Annotated in this window: 26 protein-coding genes and 2 tRNA genes; 11 read left to right on the forward strand and 17 right to left on the reverse strand. The window is 32.8% G+C overall.

From position 1 onward, the window contains the following. Nucleotides 1-11: 11 nt before the first annotated feature. The 6 genes from EB819_RS12365 to EB819_RS12390 form a co-directional block, all read right to left on the reverse strand. Nucleotides 12-1,366, reverse strand: a protein-coding gene (locus EB819_RS12365; protein WP_124878624.1) for an IS3 family transposase whose coding sequence is annotated in 2 segments (ribosomal slippage) — nt 12-892 and nt 892-1,366 — 1,356 coding nt in all. Because the reading frame shifts where the segments join, the coding sequence is not laid out codon by codon here. Between the two features lie 62 nt (nt 1,367-1,428). Beyond that, a complete protein-coding gene (gene aroQ / locus EB819_RS12370) occupies nt 1,429-1,848 on the reverse strand; it encodes a type II 3-dehydroquinate dehydratase (protein WP_069800819.1) in 420 nt (139 codons plus the stop codon). A gap of 60 nt (nt 1,849-1,908) precedes the next feature. Then, nucleotides 1,909-1,983 (reverse strand) — tRNA-Glu (locus tag EB819_RS12375). Nucleotides 1,984-1,995: 12 nt separating this feature from the next. After that, nucleotides 1,996-2,250, reverse strand: coding sequence for a 30S ribosomal protein S20 (gene rpsT / locus EB819_RS12380; RefSeq protein ID WP_069800821.1), 255 nt, complete (start codon nt 2,248-2,250; stop codon nt 1,996-1,998). 81 nt (nt 2,251-2,331) lie between these two features. Beyond that, a tRNA-Glu gene (locus EB819_RS12385) sits at nt 2,332-2,403 on the reverse strand. A 59-nt stretch (nt 2,404-2,462) separates the two neighbouring features. Further along, complete coding sequence (locus tag EB819_RS12390; RefSeq protein WP_069800823.1) at nt 2,463-3,734, reverse strand: N-acetylmuramoyl-L-alanine amidase family protein; 1,272 nt, start codon at nt 3,732-3,734, stop codon at nt 2,463-2,465. Nucleotides 3,735-3,778: 44 nt separating this feature from the next. On the opposite strand from EB819_RS12390, the gene EB819_RS12395 reads away from it, so the two are divergent. From EB819_RS12395 to EB819_RS12405, 3 genes are all read left to right on the forward strand, one after another. After that, the gene (locus EB819_RS12395; RefSeq protein ID WP_069800825.1) at nt 3,779-6,370 is read left to right on the forward strand and encodes a putative LPS assembly protein LptD; all 2,592 of its coding nucleotides are present in this window, start codon (nt 3,779-3,781) and stop codon (nt 6,368-6,370) included. Nucleotides 6,371-6,445: 75 nt separating this feature from the next. Then, complete coding sequence (locus EB819_RS12400; protein ID WP_069800827.1) at nt 6,446-6,826, forward strand: RidA family protein; 381 nt, start codon at nt 6,446-6,448, stop codon at nt 6,824-6,826. A 3-nt stretch (nt 6,827-6,829) separates the two neighbouring features. Further along, the gene (locus tag EB819_RS12405; protein WP_069800829.1) at nt 6,830-7,273 is read left to right on the forward strand and encodes a hypothetical protein; all 444 of its coding nucleotides are present in this window, start codon (nt 6,830-6,832) and stop codon (nt 7,271-7,273) included. A 57-nt stretch (nt 7,274-7,330) separates the two neighbouring features. Here the strand turns inward: EB819_RS12405 and EB819_RS12410 are convergent, their stop codons facing one another. Next, entirely contained in the window at nt 7,331-8,857 is a 1,527-nt protein-coding gene (locus tag EB819_RS12410; RefSeq protein WP_069800831.1) for a trypsin-like peptidase domain-containing protein, read from the reverse strand. A 366-nt stretch (nt 8,858-9,223) separates the two neighbouring features. Between EB819_RS12410 and EB819_RS12415 the strand changes: the two genes are divergently transcribed. Genes EB819_RS12415 through EB819_RS12425 form a run of 3 tightly spaced genes read left to right on the forward strand, consistent with a single transcriptional unit; the run spans nt 9,224 to nt 11,343 of the window. Next, nucleotides 9,224-10,519: a peptidase U32 family protein gene (locus EB819_RS12415; RefSeq protein ID WP_069800833.1), complete on the forward strand. Its 1,296-nt coding sequence runs from the start codon at nt 9,224-9,226 to the stop codon at nt 10,517-10,519. Nucleotides 10,520-10,529: 10 nt separating this feature from the next. Next, nucleotides 10,530-10,760: a ferredoxin gene (locus tag EB819_RS12420; RefSeq protein WP_069800836.1), complete on the forward strand. Its 231-nt coding sequence runs from the start codon at nt 10,530-10,532 to the stop codon at nt 10,758-10,760. A 31-nt stretch (nt 10,761-10,791) separates the two neighbouring features. Further along, nucleotides 10,792-11,343, forward strand: a complete 552-nt coding sequence (locus EB819_RS12425; RefSeq protein ID WP_317126164.1) for a 5-formyltetrahydrofolate cyclo-ligase — start codon at nt 10,792-10,794, stop codon at nt 11,341-11,343. Here the strand turns inward: EB819_RS12425 and EB819_RS12430 are convergent. Both EB819_RS12430 and EB819_RS12435 read right to left on the reverse strand, forming a co-directional pair. Further along, nucleotides 11,283-11,864: a hypothetical protein gene (locus EB819_RS12430; protein ID WP_069800841.1), complete on the reverse strand. Its 582-nt coding sequence runs from the start codon at nt 11,862-11,864 to the stop codon at nt 11,283-11,285. The genes EB819_RS12425 and EB819_RS12430 overlap by 61 nt on opposite strands. Continuing rightward, complete coding sequence (locus EB819_RS12435; protein ID WP_069800843.1) at nt 11,848-13,020, reverse strand: hypothetical protein; 1,173 nt, start codon at nt 13,018-13,020, stop codon at nt 11,848-11,850. Before EB819_RS12435 ends, EB819_RS12430 begins: the two co-directional genes overlap by 17 nt. Before the next feature lie 169 nt (nt 13,021-13,189). Between EB819_RS12435 and EB819_RS12440 the strand changes: the two genes are divergently transcribed. Continuing rightward, nucleotides 13,190-13,402, forward strand: a complete 213-nt coding sequence (locus tag EB819_RS12440) for a hypothetical protein (RefSeq protein ID WP_069800845.1) — start codon at nt 13,190-13,192, stop codon at nt 13,400-13,402. A 314-nt stretch (nt 13,403-13,716) separates the two neighbouring features. Beyond that, nucleotides 13,717-14,001, forward strand: a complete 285-nt coding sequence (locus EB819_RS12445) for a hypothetical protein (RefSeq protein ID WP_069800847.1) — start codon at nt 13,717-13,719, stop codon at nt 13,999-14,001. Between the two features lie 50 nt (nt 14,002-14,051). Here EB819_RS12445 and EB819_RS12450 read toward each other — a convergent pair whose 3' ends face one another. The 8 genes from EB819_RS12450 to EB819_RS12485 form a co-directional block, all read right to left on the reverse strand. Next, nucleotides 14,052-14,822, reverse strand: a complete 771-nt coding sequence (locus EB819_RS12450) for a TrmH family RNA methyltransferase (RefSeq protein WP_069800850.1) — start codon at nt 14,820-14,822, stop codon at nt 14,052-14,054. Between the two features lie 90 nt (nt 14,823-14,912). Beyond that, entirely contained in the window at nt 14,913-16,298 is a 1,386-nt protein-coding gene (gene rmuC, locus EB819_RS12455; RefSeq protein WP_069800852.1) for a DNA recombination protein RmuC, read from the reverse strand. A 49-nt stretch (nt 16,299-16,347) separates the two neighbouring features. Beyond that, nucleotides 16,348-16,692 carry an iron chaperone gene (locus tag EB819_RS12460; RefSeq protein WP_069800854.1) on the reverse strand — a complete coding sequence of 115 codons (345 nt, stop codon included), beginning with the start codon at nt 16,690-16,692 and terminating at the stop codon, nt 16,348-16,350. A gap of 2 nt (nt 16,693-16,694) precedes the next feature. Then, nucleotides 16,695-17,156 (reverse strand): YciI family protein, encoded by a 462-nt coding sequence (locus tag EB819_RS12465; protein ID WP_069800856.1) that lies wholly within the window; start codon nt 17,154-17,156, stop codon nt 16,695-16,697. Nucleotides 17,157-17,254: 98 nt separating this feature from the next. Continuing rightward, complete coding sequence (locus tag EB819_RS12470) at nt 17,255-18,343, reverse strand: outer membrane beta-barrel protein (RefSeq protein ID WP_069800858.1); 1,089 nt, start codon at nt 18,341-18,343, stop codon at nt 17,255-17,257. A gap of 52 nt (nt 18,344-18,395) precedes the next feature. After that, nucleotides 18,396-19,712, reverse strand: a complete 1,317-nt coding sequence (locus EB819_RS12475) for an ammonium transporter (RefSeq protein WP_069800860.1) — start codon at nt 19,710-19,712, stop codon at nt 18,396-18,398. Nucleotides 19,713-19,936: 224 nt separating this feature from the next. Further along, a complete protein-coding gene (locus tag EB819_RS12480; protein WP_069800862.1) occupies nt 19,937-21,565 on the reverse strand; it encodes a leucine-rich repeat domain-containing protein in 1,629 nt (542 codons plus the stop codon). A 105-nt stretch (nt 21,566-21,670) separates the two neighbouring features. Further along, nucleotides 21,671-22,147: a Dps family protein gene (locus EB819_RS12485; RefSeq protein ID WP_069800864.1), complete on the reverse strand. Its 477-nt coding sequence runs from the start codon at nt 22,145-22,147 to the stop codon at nt 21,671-21,673. Nucleotides 22,148-22,381: 234 nt separating this feature from the next. On the opposite strand from EB819_RS12485, the gene rpsL reads away from it, so the two are divergent. The 3 genes from rpsL to fusA are packed head-to-tail and all read left to right on the forward strand — an operon-like array spanning nt 22,382 to nt 25,417. Beyond that, nucleotides 22,382-22,792: a 30S ribosomal protein S12 gene (rpsL, locus tag EB819_RS12490; protein ID WP_069800866.1), complete on the forward strand. Its 411-nt coding sequence runs from the start codon at nt 22,382-22,384 to the stop codon at nt 22,790-22,792. A 23-nt stretch (nt 22,793-22,815) separates the two neighbouring features. Continuing rightward, on the forward strand, nt 22,816-23,292 hold the full coding sequence (gene rpsG, locus EB819_RS12495) for a 30S ribosomal protein S7 (RefSeq protein ID WP_069800868.1): 477 nt from the start codon (nt 22,816-22,818) through the stop codon (nt 23,290-23,292). A 7-nt stretch (nt 23,293-23,299) separates the two neighbouring features. After that, nucleotides 23,300-25,417: an elongation factor G gene (gene fusA / locus EB819_RS12500; protein ID WP_069800870.1), complete on the forward strand. Its 2,118-nt coding sequence runs from the start codon at nt 23,300-23,302 to the stop codon at nt 25,415-25,417. Nucleotide 25,418: the final 1 nt, after the last annotated feature.

Raw genomic sequence — 25,418 nt, forward strand, 5'->3', positions numbered from 1 at the left:
TTTAGACAAAATTAAACAATATTCTCAAAGGAAAGAGTTCGGTACTGTACCGGACTCTTTCCTTTGAGATTGAGTCTTATTCTATCATTGTTGTAATAGTGAATGTACTTCACTATTTCGATCTTAAGTTCCTGAATGGAACCAAACTTTCTGGTATAAAACATTTCTGATTTTATCGTTCCAAAAAAGTTTTCTATCACCGCATTGTCCAAACAGTTTCCTTTTCGGGACATACTTTGAATAATACCTTTTTCTTTTAACAAGTTTTGGTAATGTTTCATTTGATATTGCCAACCTTGATCAGAATGTAGAATGATGTTCTGTGTAGATTTTACTTTTCTGAATGATTTCTTTAGCATTCTGATGATTTGGCTAAACACAGGTCTTTCAGATAAGTCAAAACTGACAATTTCACCATTAAATAAATCGATGATTGGAGATAGGTAAAGTTTATTACCCGATACATTAAACTCTGTAACATCGGTTGCCCATTTCTGATTAGGAGCGTCCGATTTGAAATTCCTCTGTAGAACATTGGGCGCAATTTTCCCTTGCTCTCCCTTGTAAGATTTATATTTCTTCACTCGGATAATACTCTTTAAACCTAATATTTTCATAAGTCGTAAAACAGTTTTGTGATTAATCAAAATTCCTTTTTCTTTCAAAAGCAAAGTAATTCTTCTATAGCCCAACCTTCCTTTGTGACGATGATAAATCTGCTTAATCATTTCTTTTATTTCCGCATATTTATCTTTCATTTGAAAGCGTTTTTGATAGTAATAAAAACTGCTTCTTGCCATCGATGTACAATGCAGTAGTACTGCTAAATCAAAGTCCTGCCTTAACTCTTCGATGGCTTTGGATTTTTCCTTTCCTGAATTAAGGCGTCTAACTTTTTTAAAATGGCGTTCTGGGCTTCTAAATAATAAATCCTCTCCAACAGTTCTTCCTCCCTTGTTAAGGGCTTGCCTGTTTTCTTTTTTTTTCGCTTGTAATTACTCATGGTTTTAGGTCTTCCTTTGGGTCTGTTTTCTAAACCTAAAATACCATTTTTTTTGTAATTACGCTGCCAACTAAGAATACTGGACTCCGCAGGAATATTAAACCTTCTCGACGCTTCTTTTAAACTTAAATTCTCTTTCTCAATTACTGATAAAATCTTTAATTTAAAATCTTTTGTGTAATGCGTATTGGAAAGCCGAACAAGTCCTGAAACTCCATAAAGTTCATAAAATTTTATCCATTTACGAACCAATGAACCACAAACTCCAATGCGTTTTCCTAAATCGTCTGTTCCAATATCCCCTTTGTGATATCTCTTTATAGCTTTTAATTTAAAGTCTAATGAATATTTACTTTTTCCCATAAAAAATACCCCTAAAAAGTGTCTAACTTTTTGGGGGCAGTCCATTTACGCTGAGGATTTTTTTATTTTACTATAGAAATTAAATGAATAATCGCTAATCTGTAGCCTTCTGTACCAAAACCGGAAAGAACAGCATCGGTATAAGCTGCGGTAACTGATTTCTGCCTGAATTCTTCCCGTTGATAAATATTGCTAATGTGAACTTCAATTTTGGGTTTTCTGAGGTTTTTAAGCGCATCTGCGATGGCGTAAGAATAATGGGTAAAAGCACCCGGATTAATGACAAGAGCATCAAATTCATTTTCTTGAATTTTTCCGATGATTTCCCCTTCAAAATTTGACTGGAAATATTCAATAGCGTGTTGAGAATACTCAGATTTTAAATGTGTTAAAACATCATCCATTGAAGTACTTCCGTAGATGTCTGGCTCACGAGTTCCTAGAAGATTGAGATTGGCTCCGTTTAATATTAGAATTTTCATATTCTCAAAGGTATGAAATTTTTAAAACAAAAAAAATCCTCAGAAATTTTCTGAGGATTTTGGTAGCCCGTAGGGGAATCGAACCCCTCTTGCAAGAATGAAAATCTTGAGTCCTAACCGATAGACGAACGGGCCAGAAATTTATTCTTAAGCTAACTTGTTAACGTGTTTAGTTAACTTGCTTTTTAAGTTAGCAGCTTTGTTTTTGTGAATAATATTCTTCTTTACTAGTTTGTCTAATAAAGAGATTACTTTCGGCAATTGCTCTGAAGCAGCTGCTTTGTTTTCTTCATTTCTTAATACTTTCACAGCTGTTCTAGCAGTTTTGTGATAGTATCTGTTTCTCAATCTTCTTTTCTCAGATTGTCTGATTCTCTTAAGTGCTGATTTATGATTTGCCATAATTGTTTCTGAAATGTGGGTGCAAAGATAAAAACTATTTTTTAATTTGCAAATTATTTTTTAATTTTTTTTTAAAATTTGTAGCCTATAGGGGAATCGAACCCCTGTTGCAAGAATGAAAATCTTGAGTCCTAACCACTAGACGAATAGGCCATTCTTTTTTTGTGCGTGCAAAAATAAGAACTTTTTTAGAACTCGCAAAATTTTCTTGATTATTTATAAACTTTTTCTATTGTAGTATTGGTAATACCCTTTTCTTCAAGGTCTTTTTGAAGTTTAGTGGCCGCTTCTAGAGATTTTACATTGCCATAAGTGTAGTAAAATATGCCATTAGCTTTTACTCTTTCTACGTCTTTTAATAGTTTTAATATTGGGGAAGAGCTAGGTAATTTATCTTTTCCGGTGTAGACTTCTAATCTATAGTAGCCAGTGTTCATGTCTTGGTTAGGAATAAAACTTACAGCAGTGACATTTCTAAATCCAGCATCTTTAGCGGTTTTAAGGTTGTTCTCTTTAATAGAAGCAAAATTAGTTACGCTGTAGTAATATTTGTACAAACCATTTTCTTTGATGGTTAAGATGTAATTAAGTCCTTTGAGAGCAGGATCTCCCACAGCATATTTGTTTGGAGTGCTCATCAAAAGAATTCTGAAATCATTTTTTAGAGGAAGTTCTTTTGGTTCTTCTACTATTTTTTTCTGGTTTCTATCGATTCGTTTTTTGTAGCTGGTAATCGCGTCGTAAATAGATTCTGCAATTTCATCTTGACCTTTGTCAGAAGCTAAATATGCCGCCTCTTCAGCATTACTGATGAATCCCGTTTCTATTAAAACAGATGGCATCGCATTAAGACGTAGTACGTGAAGGTTTTTCTGCATCACTCCTCTGGAATATCTTTTGTCTTTTTTTACAAAATTTTCTTCTACATAACCGCCGAAAATCAAACTGCTTTCTAGATATTTACTTTGCTGAATTCTTAATGCAATTAAAGATTCTGGAGAAGTTGGGTCGTAAGAAGCGAATCTTTCGCGGTCTTTATCATCTAAGAAAATTACGTCATTTTCTCTTTTGGCAACTTCTAAATTGGTTTTGTTCTGGTCTGGACCTTGTACATAAGTTTCTGTTCCGTAAGGTGTAGATTTGGTGCTTGCATTACAATGTACAGAGATAAATAAATCGGCATGACTTCTATTGGCAAGGTCTGTTCTATCTGCTAGAGAAGGATATTCGTCTATTTTTCTGGTGTAGATGATTTTATAATCTTTATTTTTTTCGAGCATTCTGCCAAGCTTCAATACGATGCCTAGTGTAACGTCTTTTTCTTGTACTAATCCTATATTTTCGTATTTTCTAGTTGCTCCCACATCAGAACCGCCGTGACCGGCATCTAATACAATAACAAACTTCTTTTGAGCGCCTAATTGAGCAAATATTAAAAATAATACTGTTAAAATTATATTAAATGCGTGTTTATGCGTATTCATTTTTTAAAAATTATTAATTTTGGAGCCTGAAATTATACACTCCATTGATTAAAAACGGTCTCAAAAATACCTTACAAATTTTAATTATCCTAATTTTTAACAATTTTTTAGCACAAAATAAGCTAGAAAATGCGCCTAAAAATAGTGATAAGGTAACTGCTGTTTCCAAAACAGATACCGTAAAAATAGAAAAAGAGCAAATAGATGATATTGTACGTTCTAAAGCGGATAATATTAGAAACGAAGTTCCGAAAAAAATGTCTTATCTCAATAAAAATGCAGAAGTTTCATATCAAGATATGAAGATTAATGCAGATTATATCCAAATAGATTGGGACAAAGGACTGATTTTTGCAAGAGGAAAAGTAGATTCTATAGGAAAAATTACAGAACCTGCTGTAGCAACTCAAGGTGGTAAAAAATATGAATATTCCGAATTCAGCTACAATTATAAAACCAAACAAGCCATTGCTTACAATGCTAGAACAGAAGAAAGTGAAGGTGTAATTGTAGCAGAAAAAACCAAAAAAGTAAATGACTCTGTTTTTTATCTTAAAAGAGGAAAATATACTACAGACGAATATTTCCTTAAGAAAAAAGATACCATAGCAGATTATTATTTGCTTGCGCCAGATATTAAATTGGTAAAGGGTAAAGAGAATTCTAAATTAATTACGGGGCCTATACAGATGTATATAGAGCAAGTTCCTACACCACTTATTCTACCATTTGCAATTCTTCCGTTTTCTGAAAAAAGAATGGCGGGAATTCTTATTCCGAGTTTTGGGGAAAGACAAGATGTGGGATTTTTCTTGAATAGTTTGGGGTATTATTTGCCAATTGGGGAGCATTTTGATGTGAAAACCTACTTTGATTATTATACTAAGGGAAGTTGGAACTTCAGACCAGAAGTAACTTATCGAAAAAACTATAAGTACAATGGTTCTTTCCGAGGTGAAATAGGAACTACCATTAGAGGAATTAAAGGTCTAGAAAATTATACCAAAAGCAGTGTTTATAATATTGCATGGACACATACTCAAGATTCTAAAGCCAATCCATTTTTTAATTTTTCGGCATCTGTAAATATTACGAGTAACAAATTCTACAATAACACGGTTAATAACTCCCATATTTTTAACCAAAGTGCTCTAAATGCACAACAAAACTCTACGGTGAGCTTTACCAAAAGATTTTTGAATTTGCCGATAACTATCACGGGAACAGGTAGTTATTCACAAAACTTTACTACGGGACTTACCGATATTAGATTGCCGCAGTTGAATGTTTCTACCAATCAGTTTTATTTATTTAAACCAAAGACAGGAATTAGAACGGGGATGTTAGAAAACATTACCGTAAATACTGGATTGCAATTCAGTAATTATGTTTCTGGGGTGAAAAATGACGATTTATTCACCAAAACCATGTGGGATAATATGCAAACTGGTGCTAAAAATAACATTGCGCTTGCTACAAACACGACTGTTGCTAAATTTTTCACATTTTCATTAGGCGCTAATATTGATAATGTAGCAACTACTAAAACGATTAGTAAAAATTACAATCCAGTTACCAATACTTTAGAAAGGAATTTGAATAAAAATTTGACGGGTTATTCTACGTTTTCTACATCTGCAAGTTTGCAAACCGTTTTGTATGGAATGTTGAAATTTGGTGAAAAATCTAAAATTCAAGCCATCAGACACATGGTAACTCCGAGTATTGGGTTCACGTATTCTCCAGATTTTGGAGATCCAAAGTTTGGATATTTCAAAAGTTATTATGACGAAAGAGGCGTTTTAACCACTTATTCTATATTTGAAGGAGGGATGTTTGGTTCACCTAATCAAGGTTTAACACAGTCTATTGGTTTCAATATCAATAACAACTTAGAGATGAAGGTGAGAAGTAAAACCGATTCTACAGGAACCAAAAAAGTTAAAATTTTTGAAAGTTTAAATATTTCTGGAGGTTATAATTTTGCTGCGGATAAATACAAATGGTCATTGATTTCGATTAGTACACAGACTTCTTTCTTTCAAAATAAATTAAGTGTAAATTCTAATGTTTTGATAGACCCATATCAAATTGTATTTATTCCAGGTCAAGAAAACGGTATTAGAACTGAGAATTTTGGACATTTTAATATCCAGAGTTTCAGCATGAATTTTTCTTTCCCTCTGAACAATGAAACTTTTGGGAAAAAAGAAGATTTAGCGACTAAGTATAAAACCAAAGGAGAAATACGAAACGAAGTCTATTATTTTGACCAAGATAATTACTCCCGATTTAATCAACCTTGGACTTTGAATCTTAATGCCAATTATGGTTATTCTAAAACCAATACCAGATTTGGGAAAAGTGTAGCTTCACTAGGTTTAGATGGTAGCGTAAAACTTACACCTTATTGGAGTTTAAGCGGAAACACGCATTATGATTTTGTTTCAAAAAGTTTAGCGTATACCAGATTAGGATTTTCTAGAGACCAAAGAAGTTTCTCTTTTACCTTTAATTGGGTGCCTTTTGGTCAATATAAAGTATATGATTTCTTTATCAGCATAAAAGCAAATATTTTAAAAGACGCTGTAAAATACAAGGAAAGAAGTTTCCAACAAAGTGGCAGTACTTTCTAAAAAACGAAGGAATCTCTGAACACTATTTTTTATTTGTTCAGAAATTTTATCTTTGCATGATAATTTTACAAAAATATGAAGAAGATAGTTTCTACTAACAATGCACCCGCTGCAATTGGTCCGTATTCACAAGCTAACCTTGTAAATGGCGTTCTCTATATTTCTGGTCAAATCCCTATTGATCCGTCTACTGGGAATTTATTGGATGGAATAGAAATAGAAACACACCAAGTGATGAAAAATCTAAAAGCCATTTTAGAAGAAGCAGGAATGGGATTCGGAAATGTAGTAAAATCTACTATTTTCTTAAAAAGTATGGATGATTTCGCAGTGATGAACGAAATCTATGCATCTTATTTCGAAGGAGGGAATTATCCAGCAAGAGAAACAGTAGAGGTTTCTTGTTTGCCCAAAAATGTGAGTGTAGAAATTTCTATGATTGCACATCAGTTCTAAGACATGAATTTTTTAAGAAATACATTAGGCGTTTTATGTGGCTTGGCGATGGCAGGAGTCGTTATTTCGCTGGGTGTAAAAATTAATTCATCATGGGTGAATTATGAAGGTTTTTTTCCGTTTGAACATTGGTGGGAATTGTTGAAAAGTGTAGAAAATAAGCCAGGTTTTTTCTGGACATTACTTCTTTCTTCAGGTTTTGGAGCAACAATTGGTGGTGTTACTACGGCGATTATTGTAAAGTATGCTAAAGTAGCTTATGCAATTCTTATTGGCTTCATTTTGCTGTTTATAGCCATGTTAGACATTATTGTTTTCCCTTATCATCCTACATTTTATAAAATTTTAATCTTCATTACTTATTTTCCTTTTGCATGGTTAGGAGGAAAAATAGTAGAAGTAATTTACGAACGAAATAAAAGGAAAGAATTTCCTAAGTCTAAATAAAAAAAGCCTTTCAAAATTTTTTGAAAGGCTTTTTCTTTGGAATTTATAAAACTATGATTAAGGCATTTTAAAACCTCTGGTGTACATTCTACCGTATTCGTCTACGTATTTTATTTGTACGGTTCCCTTATATCCATCTAAGATTTTTTCTACATCTTTTTGTGAATTTACAGGTTTTCCATTGACTTCTATAATGATGTAATTGTCATAAACGCCTATTCTTTCTAACTCACCACCTTCTACTATATTTCTTGCAATTACACCGCTATTTAAACCATAATCCGTTTTAAAACGGTCACTTAAAACCTCGAATTCACCTCCTATTTTTTCTGTAACAGATAAATCTGCTTTGCTTCGGAATGAAGTTCCTCCTTTTTGGTCTTTAAGCGTTACGGTTTCAGTATAAGATTTACCATTTCTAATATAAGTTACCATAACTTTATCTCCAGGTCTTTTGCTACCAATTGCTGCCGATAAATCCGCGAAAGTTTCTATGGTAGAATTATCTATTTTTTTGATAATATCTCCTTTTCTTAATCCAGCATCTTCAGCACCGCTATTTTCAGTGATTTCAGTAATCATAATTCCGCTACTTGCTTTGATGTTGGCTTTTTGACTTTGATTATAAGTGGCAACTTGTCTATCATCAGAGAGGTCTAAACTTACAACTCCTAAGAATCCTCTTTGTACCAAACCGAATTTTTTAATGTCTTCAACTACTTTTTTAGCTAAGTTAGCAGGAACCGCAAAACCATAACCTTCATAATAACCGGTATTAGAAGAAATGGCAGAGTTGATTCCGATTAAGTCTCCGTTTACATTAACCAAAGCACCACCAGAATTTCCTGGATTAATCGCTGCATCTGTTTGAATGAAGCTTTCAATAGGAGTTCTAGATTGTTGACTTAGCAAGTCTATGCTTCTTCCTTTAGCTGAAACAATTCCTGCAGTAACTGTAGAATTTAAACCTAGTGGATTTCCTACTGCTAAAACCCATTGTCCTACTTCTACTAAATCTGAATTGGCAAAATTAAGATAAGGCAAACCTTTTTCTTCAATTTTTAGAAGAGCGATGTCTGTACTTGGGTCTGTTCCAATAAGATTAGCTACGTAACTTTTCTTGTTACTTAGAATAACTTCTAATTTATTGGCACCAGCAACTACGTGATTATTAGAAATAATGTAACCGTCTGGTGAAATAATCACGCCACTTCCTAATCCAGAAGGAACATCTTTAGGAGGCTGCTGTTGTTTTTGATTTTGTCTTTGATTTCCAAAAGGATTTCCGAAAAATTGTTCAAATAAGTCTTGTTCGGACATTCTGTTTGAACTTGAACTTCTGGATTGATAATTTTTAATGGTAACCACTGCAGGAACTGTCGTTTTTGCAGCTTTTACAAAATCATCGCCCACATTTGCGGAATTTATTCCTGCGAATTTTACATTATCATTTGCAGTATGGAAATAAGAAAAATCGCTGTTATTTTCATTCGTTTTGAAATACTCTATTGCACCAAAAGTTGTGGCACCAGATAATATACCTACAACAGCAAAAGGTAATAATTGTTTTAAACTGTTCTTCATTGTTAATTCTTCTTTTATAGTTTATGTATAACAAATTTAATGCAAAATTAGTGTTCACTAAATTATTAGTGTTACACTTTTAACAAAGTTTAACGAGTTTAAGAAAATTTTAGAATTCTTATTGAATATCATACAATTTACGTATTGAATCCAAAGATAGGTTGAAGTAAATTTGAATATTAACAAAACCATTAATTTTAGTAATCATGTGGACTACTTTATTTTTTATAATTCTATTTTTTATAGTCTTATTTTATGTTTTAAGTAAAAAGAAAATAAGATATTAGTATAAATCGAATCTATCTATTATAAGCTTTTTAGAATAATTCTAAAAAACATATCTTTGCAAAAATTTTACATTTTAGAATGACAAAAAGCGGAAGAATAGAATTAATGGCTCCAGCAGGAGATTTTACTTCTTTACAAGCAGCATTAGATAATGGTGCAGATTCAATATATTTCGGTGTAGAGCAACTCAACATGAGAGCTAGAGCTTCTATGAACTTTACAATTTTAGATTTACCAGAAATTTCTAGAAGATGTAAAGAAAAAGGGGTGAGAACTTATCTTACTCTTAATACCATTATTTACGACCACGATTTATCCATCATCAAAACCTTACTTGACAAAGCAAAAGAAGCAGACCTTACTGCAGTAATTGCAATGGATCAGGCGGTAATTGCCTATGCAAGACAAATAGGCATGGAAGTGCATATTTCTACTCAGATTAATATTACCAATATAGAAACGGTTAAGTTTTATGCACTTTTTGCAGATACGATGGTGATGAGTAGAGAACTTTCTATTACTCAAATCAAAAAAATCTGTTCTCAAATTGAAAAAGAGCAAATCAAAGGACCTTCTGGAAATTTAGTAGAAATAGAAATTTTCGGTCATGGTGCACTTTGTATGGCGGTTTCTGGGAAATGTTATTTGAGCCTTCATTCTCATAATTCTTCAGCAAACAGAGGAGCTTGTAAACAAAATTGTAGAAAAAAATATACAGTTATTGACCAAGAATCTGGCTTCGAAATAGAATTAGATAATGAATACATGATGTCTCCTAAAGATCTTTGTACGATAGGATTTTTAGACCAAATTGTAGATGCTGGTGTAAAAGTTCTAAAAATCGAAGGAAGAGGAAGAGCACCAGAATATGTAGCAACGGTGACTAAATGTTACAGAGAAGCTATTGATAGTATTGCTGATGGAACATTTTCTGCAGAGAAAGTAGAAGGTTGGATGAAGCAGTTGGAAACTGTTTATAATAGAGGTTTCTGGAGTGGTTATTATCTTGGCCAAGAATTAGGAGAATGGTCTCCAAACTCTGGAAGCAGTGCTACACAAAAGAAAATTTACATTGGTAAAGGAAGACATTTCTATCCAAAATCAAATATTGCAGAATTTTTAATTGAAGCCTATGATTTAAATGTGGGTGATAAAGTCTTGATTCAAGGACCAACTACAGGTTCTCAAGAAATTGTAATTGAACATATGATGGTAGATGGTAAAGAAGGGGCTACTAAAGCTTCGAAATCTGATGTGGTTACTTTTAAAACAGAATTTAGAGTTCGTCCATCTGATAAATTATACAAAATTGTAAAGGTAGAAGAGCCTGGTACACAACAGAATAATGTAGATGAAGGAACTTACTCACACTAATTAAGTTATAATGGTAATTATTACACTACAAAGAGATAAATGTATTGGCTGTAATTATTGCGCCGAGTTTGCGCCAGAATATTTCCGTATGTCTAAGAAAGACGGAAAATCTGTTTTATTGAAATCTGCTGATAAGAAAGGCTTCTTTACGCTTAAAACACCGATTCCTGATGCGTATGAACCGTGTGAAAAAGCAGCAAAAGCTTGTCCAGTGAAAATTATATCGGTAAAGGAAATCTAAAATGCTTAAAAAAGATTTACGTAAAAAATATATGGATTTGAGAAAGACCTTGTCGAAAGATGAGGTCTTGTCATTATCTCAGAAAATATTTAAAAATTTCGTTTTACAATTTAATGTAATTGAAAATCAGAAGGTTCACATTTTTTTTCCAATTGAAAAATTGAACGAAATCAATACTAAAATCTTTATCAATTATTTTTTTAAAAAAAATATTCAGGTTTTTGTTCCAAAAATGGTTGGGAATAAGATTATTTCTATTAAGATTAAACCAGATACTGTTTTTTTGCAAAATTCATGGGGAATTCTGGAGCCAGAATCTAATGAAAATGAATCTGATGCTTTTGATTATGTAATTACACCATTACTGTATTGTGATGCATCAGGGAATAGAATTGGCTATGGAAAAGGCTTTTACGACCAATTTTTTGCAGGAATTAATCATGATGCAAAAAAAATCGGCGTGAATTATTTCTCGCCGACTGATTCAATTGATGATGTTTCTTTACAAGATGTAAAATTAGATTATTTGGTTACGCCTACAGAAGTGCTGTCTTTTGGTTTTACATCAATTTCTACAAAATAAAATTTGAATTCTTTTTTGAAATTCACAGGTGATTTCAAGAGTTTATATTGAGATTTTTTATTGAATTCACCAATCATTCTTTGGTCTCTATCTTTATATTCTACTGTATAATTGGCATAATCTAAGGTATCTTTTCCGTTGATTTCAGTAATGATGCTAAGGTTTTTTACTTTAACCAGTTTTACTTTCAGGCTGTCAAGTTCTTTCAGAAGTCCCAATACGTTCGCCGAATCTTTTTTTACAAAATATCCTTGAATTTGCTCATAATTCAGTGAGTCAATTGCAGTATTTTTATTTCCAGAAGAATACAGCGCAGAAATATCGTATAATTCTTGTAGTTTTTGCTGAGTTATACTTGCTATAGCTTGTGCACTGTCTAGTTTTGTGGTAGAATATACATCTTCATTATTGCCGTTTCTTAATACATCTATATCACTTATTGTTTGCTCTTTTTTACAAGCAATAATTGTCATTAATGCTAGGATTAAAGTAAAGATTACATTTTTATTTAGTGATTTCATCAGGTTGTATTTTAAATTTAATAAGGATTATTTTTTTAGTTTCTGGACTCACTTTAGTCTCTATCATTTTAAAATTTTTCAAAGAAGTGGTAGGTGTCGTGACGAGTCCTATATATTTTTGTTTGTCTAAGGTTTCTACGCCATACGTTTCATTATCAAAAACTTGATAAATTAAAGCATTGTTGCTGATAATTTTATCTAATTCTTCTCTTTTTTTGCTAATATCATTAGTAGAATAATAGTACAAAGCTTGTGCATAAACATCTGGCTCTAGCTCTATTGTTTCATTAGTTCTTGCAGGATCTAGATTTCTATAAATAGTATCCTTTCTGTAAAAAGGTGAATTGACTTCCATAGCCAAAGTCTTACTTTGAGTTGGAAATCTGAAAACCCCTACATCATCATCTTCAATATCTTTGCCAGAATTGATAATATATCTAATAGGAGTTTCATTTTCTTTTAAAACTCTTATTTCTATGATGTCTTTGATTTTTGTATTTCTATCAGCGTCTATAAAAGTGAATTTATAATCTGTTGCAAAAATTCTTTGCCAAAAAACTAATATCAAAACCATAGTCATTAATACTACTGAAGAAATGAGCCAAAAATATTGTTTGATAAGGCTTATCAAAGGATTTTTGAAAATCCTTTGTGGTGAAGATGAAGATGTTGCAACGGTTGTTTTTGTTTCCTCAATAGTTGGTTCAATTTCTGCTGTGGTAGTTTTTTCAATAGTTGGAATAGCTTTTTCAGGTGTTGAAAGAAATGTTTCTGCTGGTTTTTCAACAGGAATTTCTATTATTTCCTCATCAGCAACAATTATTTCTGAGGGTTTTTCATGTTCTGAAATAAATTCATTGGCAAAGAGATGATTTTTCTTAAAATCATACCAAGATTGATATCCTGCATAAATGGCCAATAAATTGAGCATGTCTATTCTTGGTAATTTACTAGAAGGAACCGTCTTGAAATATGTATAGAAAGACTTTTCGCTAATATTTCCTTTTGCTTTTTTTCGTAAATCCTCTTGAAAATAAATAATATCAATTCCTTTCCACTTCGAAATTTCATCGTAGGAAGGATGGTGATTTTTAAGATATTCCGCCTGAACTTCTGCTTTTAATTGCTCGAAATGCAATAAATCTAAATCTGCCAAAATCTTATAAAATTATTTAAGTATTTGATTATCAGTAATAGTTTTTTGTAAAACTATTTTACAAATATATTACAATTAATTTTCTAAAACAAATTTTTTCTATGCACCTATCTTTGCTCCGTTAAAAGTGAACAAAACAATTTAAACAATTTAATTAAATTAATTTATTATGAAAAAATCATTATTCGTAGCAGCTATCGCTGCATTAGCTGTTGTTGCTTGTAAAAAATCTGAAACTACTGAAGCTACTGAAACTGTAGATTCTACTGCTGCTGTTGTTGATTCTGCTGCTGCTACTGTTGACTCAGCTGCTGCTGTTGTTGATTCTGCTGCTGCAACTGTTGATTCAGCTGCTGCTAAAGTTGAAGAAGCTGCAAAATAATTTTTCTCAACAGAAAAAAACTAAAACGTTCCTCTTAGAGGAGCGTTTTTTTTATTTCCGCAAATGTAAAATTAAAAAATATTTCATCTAATTTTTTTTAGATGTTTTTTTTTGTATTTATAAGTTGTAGAAATTGAATTTAATTTTGATTCAAAATATTTAATTTTCTGATTATCAATCTTATTTTTTTGTAAAATCTCTTTACAAAGATATTTACAATGAATTTTCAAATTATATTTTCGGAGTGGTTATAAATTTGTATCAACAAAATGAAACAAACAAATTTTTTAAACCCTTAAATTAAATTTATTATTATGAAAAAATCATTATTCGTAGCAGCTGTAGCTGCTTTAGCATTAGTTGCTTGTAACAAAAAAGAAACAACTGTAACCGCTGAAACTGTAGATTCAGCTGCAACTGCAATGGTAGATTCAGCTGCGGTAACTGTAGACTCTGCTGCTGCTGTAGTAGATTCAGCTGCTGCTAAAGTAGAAGACGCTGCTAAAGATGCTTCTGCTGATGCAAAAGACGCTGTAAAGGATGCTTCTGCAAAAGTGAAAGAAGGAGCAGCTAAAGTAGAAGAAGCTGTGAAAAAATAATTAAGAAATTAATTACAAACAGAACCGCCTCGTTTTCACGAGGCGGTTTTTTATTTAGAAAGTTTTTGTCTCAGTATTTCGTAACAAGTAATAGCCACAGCATTGCTTAAATTAAGCGAATCTATAGTTCCAGACATCGGGATGAGAATATTTTCCCCTTTATGAAGCCAAAAATCACTTAAGCCAGAATGTTCCGTTCCAAAAAATAAAGCGGATTTTTCATTGAAGTTTTTGTTGTATAAATCTTCGGCGGTTTCATCCATAAACGTGGTGTAGATTTTGAAACAATTCTCTTGTAAAAACGCCAAAGTTTCTTCATTGGTTGCAGAGAATACATTCATTCCAAAAAAACAACCTACGCTGCTTCGTAAAACGTTTGGGTTGTAAAAATCTACTCTAGAATCGGTAACAATTAATGCATCTATTCCAAAAGCTTCACAACTTCTCAAAATTGCGCCAAGATTTCCTGGTTTTTCTACAGATTCTACTACAATAACTGAAGCATTGTCTTTTGGCTGATAATTTTTTAAATCAAATTCTTTGGTTTTGTAAATGCCAATAATTCCTTCTGAAGTTCCTCTATAAGCTAGTTTTTCGTAAACTTGGCTGGAAACAAAATGTATTTTACCTTCGGGATGATTGATGCCAAAAATAGATTCGCAAATAAAAAATTCTACATTTTCGAACCCGAATTGCAATGCGCGTTCGTTTTCTTGTTTCCCTTCCACTACAAAAACACCAGATTTCTTTCGAAACCTATTGTCTGTAATTAATCTGTTGAGGTTTTTTATTTTTTCGTTTTGTAAGCTTTCGATAATCATATTTTTGAAACGCAAAGTGCGCAAAGTAAATTTTTAAAATTTGTATGTTTTTAAGGTTGCAAAGATGAAAATCATAAGATTTCCATTATTTTATTCCTCGTCTAAATTTTCTAAACTAGAATTTGCTCTATTAAGAATAGCATCAGGTAAAGATTTTTTAGCTTTTGCACCCATTATTTTCAATTTCTGAACGCTAGTAATCAGATTGCCTTTTCCGTCTACTAATTTATTCATGGCTCCTTCATATTCGGTTTTTGCTTCGTCCATTTTTTTGCCGATTTTAACTAAATCAGTGACAAAACCATCGAATTTATCATACAAAGCTCCAGCTTGTCTTGCGATTTCATAGGCGTTTTCTTGTTGTTTTTGATTCGTCCACATAGAATCGATGGTGCGAAGTGTTGCCAATAAAGTAGAAGGCGTTACAATTACAATATTTCTTTCAAAAGCTTTATTGTATAATTGAGTGTCTTCGTTTAGAGCAATTGCAAATGCAGGTTCTATTGGGATGAAAAGTAAAACAAAATCAGGACTTTCCATTTGATAGAGATGCTGATAATTTTTACTTCCTAGTTGTTCTACATGTCTTTTTAGAGAATTTACATGTTCTTTTAAGAAGCTGCTTTTTTGTTCGTCATCTTCTTCGTTGATGTATTTTTCGTAGGCAGTAAGTGAAACTTTAGAGTCTACAATCATTTTTTTACCATCAGGAAGGTTGATGATTACGTCTGGCTGAACTCTGTTTCCTTCTTCTGTGGTAAAACTTTTCTGAATTTCATATTCTCTACCTTTTTCTAAGCCAGATTTTTCTAAAACTCTTTCTAAAACTAGTTCTCCCCAGTTTCCTTGAATTTTGCTATCGCCTTTCAATGCTTTGGTAAGATTTAGCGTTTCTTTGCTCATTTGCAAATTCATTTCTTTAAGCCCAAGAATTTGTTGACGAAGAGCAGCGTGATAATCTATACTTTCTTTGTGCGTATTTTCTACTTTTTTCTCAAAATCTGTAATTTTTTCTTGAAGAGGATTTAGAATATTCTTCAAGTTTTGTTGATTTTGTTCCGTGAATTTTAGGGTTTTCTCTTCCAAAATTTTATTCGCTAAATTCTCGAATTGCAACTTTGCTTCTTCCTGAATTTTCACGATTTCTTCTTTTTGGGAATCCAATAATTGCTGAAGACTTTCATTCTGAGCAGCCAATTGAGATTTCAAACCGATTAATTGATTTTTATCGTTTTGAAGGTCTTTAATTTCAGAGTTTTGTCTTTCGTTAAGTTCTTGTTGCTCTATTATTTTCTGAATTTGAGCTTTATTTTCAGCAGAAATTTCCGCTATAATTTTGTTAAAATCGGCTTCTTTTTGATTGAAGTTTTGTTGCAATTCTTCATAGCTTTTTCTAGAAACCGAAGAAGATTTCAAAATAAAATATGCCAAAACAGCACCGAGAATAAATGCGAGAATAATGTATAAGATTTCCATTTTTCAAAATTACAAAAAGAAAAAGTTATAATGATTATCTTGTGGAAAACTAAAATTTCTCTTTTCTAAATTCTACAATTTCTTGAATCAAATCAAAAGGCAATTCTTCTGTCAAAGGAAACTGGACTGTACCTTTAGACGTTTTGTATTTTTTTAATTTTTCTGCGAAGATTTCTATGGCTTCTGAACCAGGATACAAACCGATATGATTTCTGAAACCGCCAAAATGAATCACGTTTTTGCCTTTCATTTTATAAGTTGGAATTCCGTAATTGATGCAGAGTTCACTTTTTGGAAGAAGATTTTGAATGAAATTTTTCAGATTTTCTAAAATTTCTTGAGTTTCTTCAGGGAAATCTAAGCAATATTCTTCGTAGGTTTTGGGAGTTTTCATGATTATTTTTTAGAAATCATTTTATGATATTTCAGATGCATTGGTATTGCTGCAGAACCGTACCAAGGAAGAATTTCTACGTCGAAAATTCCGTTTTTAATGGTTGGATCTCCTTGAAGCAAAGTTTTTACCTCTTCTTCGGTTTTAGCATCGATTAAGAAAATTCCACGATATTGAAGGTTGTTTTTCGTAGCAAAAGGACCTGCTAATTTCAGTTTTCCTGCTTTTTCCATGGCTTCCATATTAGAAAAATGTCCTTTGAAAAGTTCGTAGCGCTGAGTTTTATCTGTAATTTCAGCATCTTTTGGGCCAGTTTTCAGAATAACGAGCATATAAGTTTTCATGCCACGTTCATCTGCGCCGAGAGAATTTGCAAGTTTTTGATCAAAAATTTCAGAATTGTTTTGCGCAAATGTTAAGACGCTGAAAAATAAGAATGTAATAATTGAGATAAATTTTTTCATTATTATGTGTTTTGGTGGTTTCAACAAAATTATGAATTTATACAAAACAAAAAAGCCCAAGTTAAAAAACTTGAGCTTTATAAAATATTTGTTTTTTGTTAAAACTTATACATTGCACCAATTAAGAAGTTTGCAGAGCTTCCTGTAGCGCTTCCATCTTTTTTGAAATAGATGTCTTCGTTTGAACTTTCGAATCTGATTTCTGGTTTTAATTGAAAATTGCCTTGTCTAAGTGTGGCTGAAATAGTATTTGCAAAAACAGTATTTCCGTTTGCAGCTCCTAGAGCTAGTGCATTGTCTTTGTTATCTAAATATTCTGCTCTGTAATTAAGTGCAAAACCTTCATTTACATCATACTTTAGATATCCTACCAATGAAGACCAAGTTTGTTTACCTACATTAGGCGTGTCTGAACTAAATGTAGCTGTAGTAGCATTTACACCAAGCTTAAATTTATCTGTGAATTTGTATGCTGCGGTTAAATCAAACTGAGATACATTATTACTCCAAGGATTGTAACTGCCATGTTGTCCGTTTAAATAAGCACTTAATTGATCGCCTGCGTAGCCAATTTGCCAGATAAAGAATTTGTTTTTGAAGCTTTCTCCAGTATTTGGATCTGCGGTGTGAAAAGCAGATTTAAAATCTGTAGGATTTACAACTCCCGCCATAAAATTAAATTTACTAGCCACATAATTTGCTTTGAAACCAGTATGTAAAAATGGTCCGTAAGAAAACGCATAAGACATACTGTAAATGTCATTTTCTGGAGCGTCTAGTAATTCGTAACCTACATGTGTAGCCCAAGAACCTCCTGTTAAGGTAAGTTTATCAGTAGCAGCATAATCAATATATAATTGTTTGATTAAAAATTTAGTATTATCTGCGGTATAACTAAATTGTTCTGCTCTGTTTCCAAATCCTAAATCTGCTACCGTTGTGAATTTTCCTGATGAATGCGTCAGTTTTAAAGAGAACATTCCCAATTCAAAAGAATTATTAGGAGCCGTAAAGCTAGTTTTTGTATTGTTGTCACTTCCAGCGAAATCTGCTTTGTAAAAAATATCAGCATTTCCGCTTAATTTGAATCCTTTTAGCCAACTTGCTTCTTCCTGAGCAAATATAAGCGATGTACATAATGTCGTGACTAAATAAGCTAACTTATTTATAGATTTTAGAGTTTTCATAGATGTAAATTTTTAAGGGTGAAACGATTAATAATTTTTTTGTGATGAGAGATTATAAAGACTCTCCGTGTTGTGTTTTATCTAAACCTTCTTTTTCATATTCTTCATTCACCCTTAATGGAGTAATTAGGTTTGTGATATATAATAGTAAGTAAGAGCCAAAGAAAGCGAAAACTGATACGCCAACTAATGCTACTATGTGTTTAATGAATAAGCTTGTGCCGCCATAGAATAATCCTGGTTCTACTACTGCTGCATTAATAGTAGGGGTAGCAAAAACTCCCGTTAATACCATTCCTACCATACCTCCTACACCGTGGCAAGGGAATACGTCTAATGTGTCATCGATATTGGTCTTTCCTCTCCAATCTACTACAAAACTACTTACTGCTACCGCAACAATCCCAATAAGAATAGAGTGAGGAACGGTAACGAAACCTGCTGCAGGAGTAATAGCAACAAGACCTACTACTGCGCCAATACTTACGCCCATTGCAGAAAGTTTTCTTCCTTTAATTTTTTCAATGAATCCCCAAGCGATTGCAGCAGCTGCAGATGCTACGGTGGTATTAGCGAAAGCTTGTACTGCTAATGAGCTAGAGCTAACTGCAGAACCTGCATTGAAACCAAACCAACCAAACCAAAGTAAAGCAGTTCCTAAGATTACATAAGAAATTCTACTAGGATCGTGGATAATTTCTGTTCTTTTCTTAAGAAATAATGCACCAGCTAATGCCGCCCAGCCTGCACTCATGTGTACTACAGTGCCTCCTGCGAAGTCTAAAACACCATATTTGAATAGAATTCCGTCTGGATGCCATACTGCGTGAGCTAATGGTGAATATATAAATAAAGAGAATAAAATTATAAATAGTAAATATCCCCAAAATCTAATTCTCTCTGCAAATGCTCCAGAAATAAGCGCTGGAGTAATAATGGCAAATTTCATTTGGAAAACAGCAAATAGTATCAACGGAATAGTTGGAGCAAGTGACCAAGCGCTCTTGGTTCCTACATTGCTGAAAAATAAAAATTTGCTTGGGTTTCCGATGATACCACCGATTGAATCTCCAAAAGCAAGACCAAATCCTATAACTACCCAAACAACAGTAATTACACCCATTGCAATAAAGCTTTGTAGAATGGTGCTAATTACATTTTTCTTTCTTACCATACCTCCGTAGAAGAAACCAAGACCTGGCGTCATGATTAGTACCATAGCAGATGAAACCAACATCCAAGCAATGTCTGCACTGCTAAATTCTGGGATGCTTTTTTCGTCAACTGGAGTTTCTGGGAAGAGTGTACCCGAAAATAGGCATAATAAACCTAAAACAACTAGCGATGCTAGTAAAATCCATTTTCTCATATCAATTCAACTTTTAAATTCTTATGTATAATTATAAAATATATTTACATACCCAAATAAAAATAGGGGTTTAATTGAAAAAAAATAATTTTTTTTGAATTTTGATTAAAAAAATATGGGGTATTTGTGAAAAATTAACGAAAAATATGAAAAATGTTAAATTGGCGTAAAAAAAATACTTGCTCTTGGCAAGTATTATATTGGGTGATAAAGAAAAAATGACTTTATTTTTTTATAATTTTAAAATTTTGGTATCCTTCGGTTTTTTTTATGTTTAAAATATAGGTGGATGATGGCAAATTGGAAAGGTCGAGCTTTTCGTCTTTTCCTGAAAATGTTTTGATAAGCCTTCCTCCTATGTCGTATAAATTCAAAGATTCAATTTTATAGTTTTGATTTTTGATATATAAGAAATCCTTAGTAGGGTTAGGATAAATAGCGATAATTCTGTTTTCTGGATTTTCTGTAGATAGCGTCTCGTATTTTTCTAGAGTTATAGGTTCTCTGTAATCAGAAAAGTATATATTATATAAGGTGTCGTTTTTTATAAAAATAGCTTCGCAGGTATAAATGTCGAAGTCGGTTTCTTTCACAGAGCTTATGCTTAAATTTTCTGAATTAATGTAAGTGTTTTTGTCAAGAGTTTTAAGCCAAGTAAAAGAATATCCGTCGGAGGTAGATAAAGCTTGGTCTAAACTTGTTGAAGCATTTATACTCGTTTTTATTACTTTTGGATTGTCATATCGCTGAGGTGAATATACAAAGTCTGTATTATTAGAATTAGTATTTAGATAATTTTCTATTTGTGTTTTAGAAAATCTATTATTAGAAATATTGCAAATTTGAGGGATGTTGTTAGGGATTGTGCCTTCTAGTTCATTGCTTTGTAAAGATAGACACATTAAATTAGGTAATGCTAAAAGATCTTGAGGAATGTTTCCGCTAAGTTTGTTGTGGTTTAGCCAAAGTTGTTGCAAATGATTAAGTGTGCCTAAAATAGAGGTGCTTCCATTTATTTTGTTCCTTCCCAGATTCAAGTGGATTAATTTTTGCAGATTGCTTACTTGATTTGGGATATTCTGTAGAGAATTATTTTCCAAAGAAAGCCATTCTAGATTTATTAAGTTACTAAGCGAAGAAAAATCCGTAATGATATTATTACTAAGGTCTAGCGATTTCAAAGAAATAAAATTGATGATTTCACTCGGTACTTTGTTTAGATTGTTATTAGCAAGGTTGAGTTCTTGTAATTGATTTAAAGGGCTTAGGTTTGAAAAACTTACAATAGCATTATTGCTTACGTTTAAAGATGATAGTTTTTGTAATGAGCCTAAACTTGCTGGTATTTCTGTGAGGTTTAGTTTTGAAATATCTAAGGATTTTAATCCAGAAAATCCAGAAAAATCAGTATTAGAAATGTTACAATTGTTATGGCCAACGTAAATTTCTTCTAAATTAGGAAGGTTAGAATAGCTACTCCAAACGTCTCCTGTAAAATCATTATTGCTAAGATTAAGGTAAGTTAAATTTGATAATGAAGATAAATTTGGGATTTCTCCATATAATTTATTAGAGCTAAGGTCTAGTTTTTTAAGATTAGTGAGAGAGAAAACAGAGGTTGGGAAATTTCCTTTAAGAAGATTTCCGTTTAGCTTAAGTTCTGTAACCATCCCGTTTGATGTTTTTACGCCGTACCAATAATAAGGGTCTTTCTCTAAATCCCAACTTTGGCTCCAGTTTGCGCCATCGGTTTGGTTGTAAATAGAAATTAGTGCATTTCTTTCTGAAGTAGAAATGCTCCATTGTGCATTTGTGAAAATCGTAATGAGTAAAAAGAGTATAGTTTTTTTCAAAATTTGTGTTTATAATTACTTGCAAATATATTAAAGTAAAGTAATTATAAAAATAAAAACACTCTTTTTGAGAGTGTTAATTATTTGTGAATCGAAAAAGGGATATTATTTTGCAAGGTAAGCATTGTACATCCAAACTTCTTTTTCTTGTTCGGTAATGTAATCGCTCATTTGAGAGTTGGTTCCTTCGTCGCCAGCTTTCTCGGTAAGGTCTAGAAGTTCTCTTTGTAAATCTATTACTATTTTAAATGAAGCCAAAATTCCTTCTACGCATTTGTTAGCGTCAGAAACTTCGCTGCTTTCTTTAATGGTAGAAACTTTTAAATATTCGGAGTAATTGTGAGCGGGAGCTGCGCCGAGGGTTAAGATTCTTTCTGCAATTGCATCAATTTTTAGAACTAATCCGTTGTATAATTCTTCAAATTTTGGGTGAAGTGTGAAAAATTGATTTCCTTTTATGTTCCAATGTGCACCTCTTGTGTTTTGATAAAATACGGAATAGTTTGCTAAAAGAACATTTAATTTCTCTGCGATTTTTTTACAGTCGGCTTCTTTTAAGCCAATAATGCTAGAATTTTTCATAATTAATATATTTATAGTGCAAATTTATTAATGCTATTGCGAAAGTGTAAGTATATTCAATTGTTAAAAACTATGTTTAGAATTTATAAATTTTTTAAAGTAATGAAGGTAATGTAAAATTTAGAATGTAAAAAGATGAAAATTAACATATTATTTATGTGGAAGTTATTTTGTCAGTTTAAAAATAATTCATAATTTTGCACCCTAAAATAAAAAATAATATAAAGCAATCAAATGCCTACTATTCAACAATTAGTTAGAAAAGGAAGAGCCACACTTGCTAAGAAGAGCAAATCGGCTGCTTTGGATTCATGTCCACAAAGAAGAGGCGTATGTACGAGAGTATATACAACTACTCCTAAGAAACCTAACTCAGCACTTAGAAAAGTTGCGAGAGTAAGACTTTCAAACGGAAAAGAAGTTAACGCCTACATCCCGGGAGAAGGACATAACCTCCAAGAGCACTCGATAGTATTAGTACGTGGCGGAAGAGTAAAAGATTTACCGGGAGTTAGATATCACATTGTTCGTGGTGCTTTAGACACTGCCGGAGTAAACGGAAGAACGCAAAGACGTTCTAAGTACGGTGCCAAGAGACCAAAACCAGGACAGGCTGCTGCTCCTGCAAAAGGTAAGAAAAAGTAATCATTAAATAAGGAACAAGAACAATGAGAAAAACAAAAGCAAAAAAGAGACCGTTGTTACCAGATCCAAAGTTTAATGATCAATTGGTAACAAGATTTGTAAATAATCTAATGGTAGATGGTAAAAAATCTATCGCTTTCAGAATTTTCTATGATGCATTAGATATCGTAGAAGCTAAAAAAGGAGATAACGAAAAATCTTCTCTTGAAATCTGGAAAGATGCATTAACTAACGTAATGCCTCACGTAGAAGTAAGATCAAGAAGAATTGGTGGTGCAAACTTCCAAATTCCTATGCCAATCAGAGCTGATAGAAAAATTTCTATGGCAATGAAATGGTTAATTAAGTATGCTACTGCTAGAAACGATAAGTCTATGGCTCAGAAATTAGCTGCAGAAGTTATCGCTGCTTCTAGAGAAGAAGGTGCTGCTTTCAAGAAGAAAACTGATACTCACAAAATGGCAGAAGCTAACAAAGCTTTCTCTCACTTTAAATTTTAATTAAGAAATGAGTAGAGATCTTAAATACACAAGAAATATTGGGATTGCTGCGCACATTGATGCCGGTAAAACTACCACTACAGAGCGTATTCTTTTCTATACAGGTAAAACTCACAAAATTGGAGAAGTACACGAAGGTGCTGCTACAATGGACTGGATGGAACAAGAAGCAGAAAGAGGTATTACCATTACTTCTGCTGCTACTACATGTAGCTGGAATTTCCCAACAGATCAAGGGAAAACACTTCCTGAAACTAAACCTTACCACTTCAATATCATAGATACCCCAGGACACGTAGACTTCACAGTAGAAGTAAACAGATCTCTTAGAGTATTAGATGGTCTTGTATTCTTATTCTCAGCAGTAGACGGTGTAGAGCCTCAGTCAGAAACCAACTGGAGATTGGCTGATAACTACAAAGTTGCTAGAATGGGATTCGTAAACAAAATGGACAGACAAGGAGCTGATTTCTTAAACGTTGTAAAACAAGTTAAAGAAATGTTAGGTTCTAATGCAGTTCCAATCGTTTTACCAATCGGTGCTGAAGAAGATTTCAAAGGTGTAGTAGACTTAATTAAGAACAGAGCTATCATCTGGGATGAAGCAGGACAAGGAGCAACTTTTGATGTAGTCCCAATTCCTGAAGATATGAAAGATGAGGTAATGGAATATAGAGAAAAATTAGTAGAAGCAGTAGCTGATTACGATGAAACTCTAATGGAAAAATTCTTTGAAGATCCAGATTCTATTACTGAAGAAGAAATCAATGCTGCACTTAGAGCTGCAACTATTGATTTATCTATCATTCCTATGACTTGTGGTTCTTCATTCAAAAATAAAGGAGTTCAGTTCATGCTAGATGCAGTTTGTAAATATCTTCCTTCTCCACTAGATAAGGATGATATCAAAGGAACTGACCCTAGAACTGATGCTGAAATCATTAGAAAACCAGACGTAAAAGAGCCTTTCGCTGCATTAGCTTTCAAAATTGCTACTGACCCATTCGTAGGTAGATTAGCATTCTTTAGAGCTTATTCAGGAAGACTAGATGCTGGTTCTTATGTTCTAAATACAAGATCTGGAAACAAAGAAAGAATTTCTAGAATCTACCAAATGCACGCTAACAAGCAAAATCCAGTAGAATTTATCGAAGCTGGAGATATCGGTGCAGCAGTAGGTTTCAAAGATATCAAAACGGGAGATACTCTTTCTGATGAAAAAGCACCAATCGTTCTTGAATCTATGATTTTCCCAGATCCAGTAATTGGTATCGCTGTAGAACCTAAAACTAAAGCAGACCAAGATAAAATGGGTAACGCTCTTGCTAAATTAGCAGAAGAAGATCCTACATTTACTGTGAAAACTGATGAAGCTTCAGGTCAAACTATTATTTCAGGGATGGGAGAACTTCACCTTGATATCATCGTTGACCGTATGAGAAGAGAATTTAAAGTAGAGGTTAACCAAGGTCAACCACAAGTAGAATACAAAGAAGCACTTACTCAAGTTGCTAACCATAGAGAAGTTTACAAAAAACAATCAGGAGGTAGAGGTAAGTTCGCAGATATCGTATTCGAAATTGGTCCTGCAGACGAAGGTAAAACTGGTTTAGAATTCATCAACGAAATTAAAGGTGGTAACATTCCTAGAGAATTTATCCCTTCAGTTGAAAAAGGTTTCAAAGAATCTATGAAAAACGGTCCATTGGCTGGTTTCGAAGTAGAATCTATGAAAGTAACCCTTAAAGATGGATCTTTCCACGCAGTAGACTCTGACCAATTATCTTTCGAATTAGCTGCTAAAATGGGTTTCAAAGCTTCTGGTAAAGCTGCTAAAGCTGTAATTATGGAGCCTATCATGAAACTTGAGGTAGTTACACCTGAAGAGTATATGGGAGATATCGTAGGAGACCTTAACAGAAGAAGAGGTACTGTAAACGGTATGGATGATAGAAATAATGCTAAAGTTATCAAAGCTTTCGTTCCACTATCTGAAATGTTTGGTTATGTTACTTCGCTTAGAACTTTATCTTCTGGTAGAGCTACTTCTTCTATGGAGTTCGAGAGATACGAACCAGCTCCACAAAACATTGCAGAAGAAGTAATTGCTAAAGCAAGAGGTTAAT

The organism is Cloacibacterium normanense (assembly GCF_003860565.1).
GTDB lineage: Bacteria > Bacteroidota > Bacteroidia > Flavobacteriales > Weeksellaceae > Cloacibacterium > Cloacibacterium normanense.

Coding starts and splice junctions, on each gene's coding strand:
- EB819_RS12460 (WP_069800854.1), bottom strand. CDS start 16,692: ATGAAAACTCCCAAAACCTACGAAGAATATTGCTTAGATTTCCCTGAA.
- rpsL (WP_069800866.1), top strand. CDS start 22,382: ATGCCTACTATTCAACAATTAGTTAGAAAAGGAAGAGCCACACTTGCT.
- rmuC (WP_069800852.1), bottom strand. CDS start 16,298: ATGGAAATCTTATACATTATTCTCGCATTTATTCTCGGTGCTGTTTTG.
- fusA (WP_069800870.1), top strand. CDS start 23,300: ATGAGTAGAGATCTTAAATACACAAGAAATATTGGGATTGCTGCGCAC.
- EB819_RS12475 (WP_069800860.1), bottom strand. CDS start 19,712: ATGAGAAAATGGATTTTACTAGCATCGCTAGTTGTTTTAGGTTTATTA.
- aroQ (WP_069800819.1), bottom strand. CDS start 1,848: ATGAAAATTCTAATATTAAACGGAGCCAATCTCAATCTTCTAGGAACT.
- EB819_RS12485 (WP_069800864.1), bottom strand. CDS start 22,147: ATGAAAAATTCTAGCATTATTGGCTTAAAAGAAGCCGACTGTAAAAAA.
- EB819_RS12450 (WP_069800850.1), bottom strand. CDS start 14,822: ATGATTATCGAAAGCTTACAAAACGAAAAAATAAAAAACCTCAACAGA.
- EB819_RS12465 (WP_069800856.1), bottom strand. CDS start 17,156: ATGAAAAAATTTATCTCAATTATTACATTCTTATTTTTCAGCGTCTTA.
- rpsG (WP_069800868.1), top strand. CDS start 22,816: ATGAGAAAAACAAAAGCAAAAAAGAGACCGTTGTTACCAGATCCAAAG.
- EB819_RS12440 (WP_069800845.1), top strand. CDS start 13,190: ATGAAAAAATCATTATTCGTAGCAGCTATCGCTGCATTAGCTGTTGTT.
- EB819_RS12420 (WP_069800836.1), top strand. CDS start 10,530: ATGGTAATTATTACACTACAAAGAGATAAATGTATTGGCTGTAATTAT.
- EB819_RS12410 (WP_069800831.1), bottom strand. CDS start 8,857: ATGAAGAACAGTTTAAAACAATTATTACCTTTTGCTGTTGTAGGTATA.
- EB819_RS12390 (WP_069800823.1), bottom strand. CDS start 3,734: ATGAATACGCATAAACACGCATTTAATATAATTTTAACAGTATTATTT.
- EB819_RS12415 (WP_069800833.1), top strand. CDS start 9,224: ATGACAAAAAGCGGAAGAATAGAATTAATGGCTCCAGCAGGAGATTTT.
- EB819_RS12445 (WP_069800847.1), top strand. CDS start 13,717: ATGAAAAAATCATTATTCGTAGCAGCTGTAGCTGCTTTAGCATTAGTT.
- EB819_RS12470 (WP_069800858.1), bottom strand. CDS start 18,343: ATGAAAACTCTAAAATCTATAAATAAGTTAGCTTATTTAGTCACGACA.
- EB819_RS12400 (WP_069800827.1), top strand. CDS start 6,446: ATGAAGAAGATAGTTTCTACTAACAATGCACCCGCTGCAATTGGTCCG.
- rpsT (WP_069800821.1), bottom strand. CDS start 2,250: ATGGCAAATCATAAATCAGCACTTAAGAGAATCAGACAATCTGAGAAA.
- EB819_RS12405 (WP_069800829.1), top strand. CDS start 6,830: ATGAATTTTTTAAGAAATACATTAGGCGTTTTATGTGGCTTGGCGATG.
- EB819_RS12430 (WP_069800841.1), bottom strand. CDS start 11,864: ATGAAATCACTAAATAAAAATGTAATCTTTACTTTAATCCTAGCATTA.
- EB819_RS12425 (WP_317126164.1), top strand. CDS start 10,792: ATGGATTTGAGAAAGACCTTGTCGAAAGATGAGGTCTTGTCATTATCT.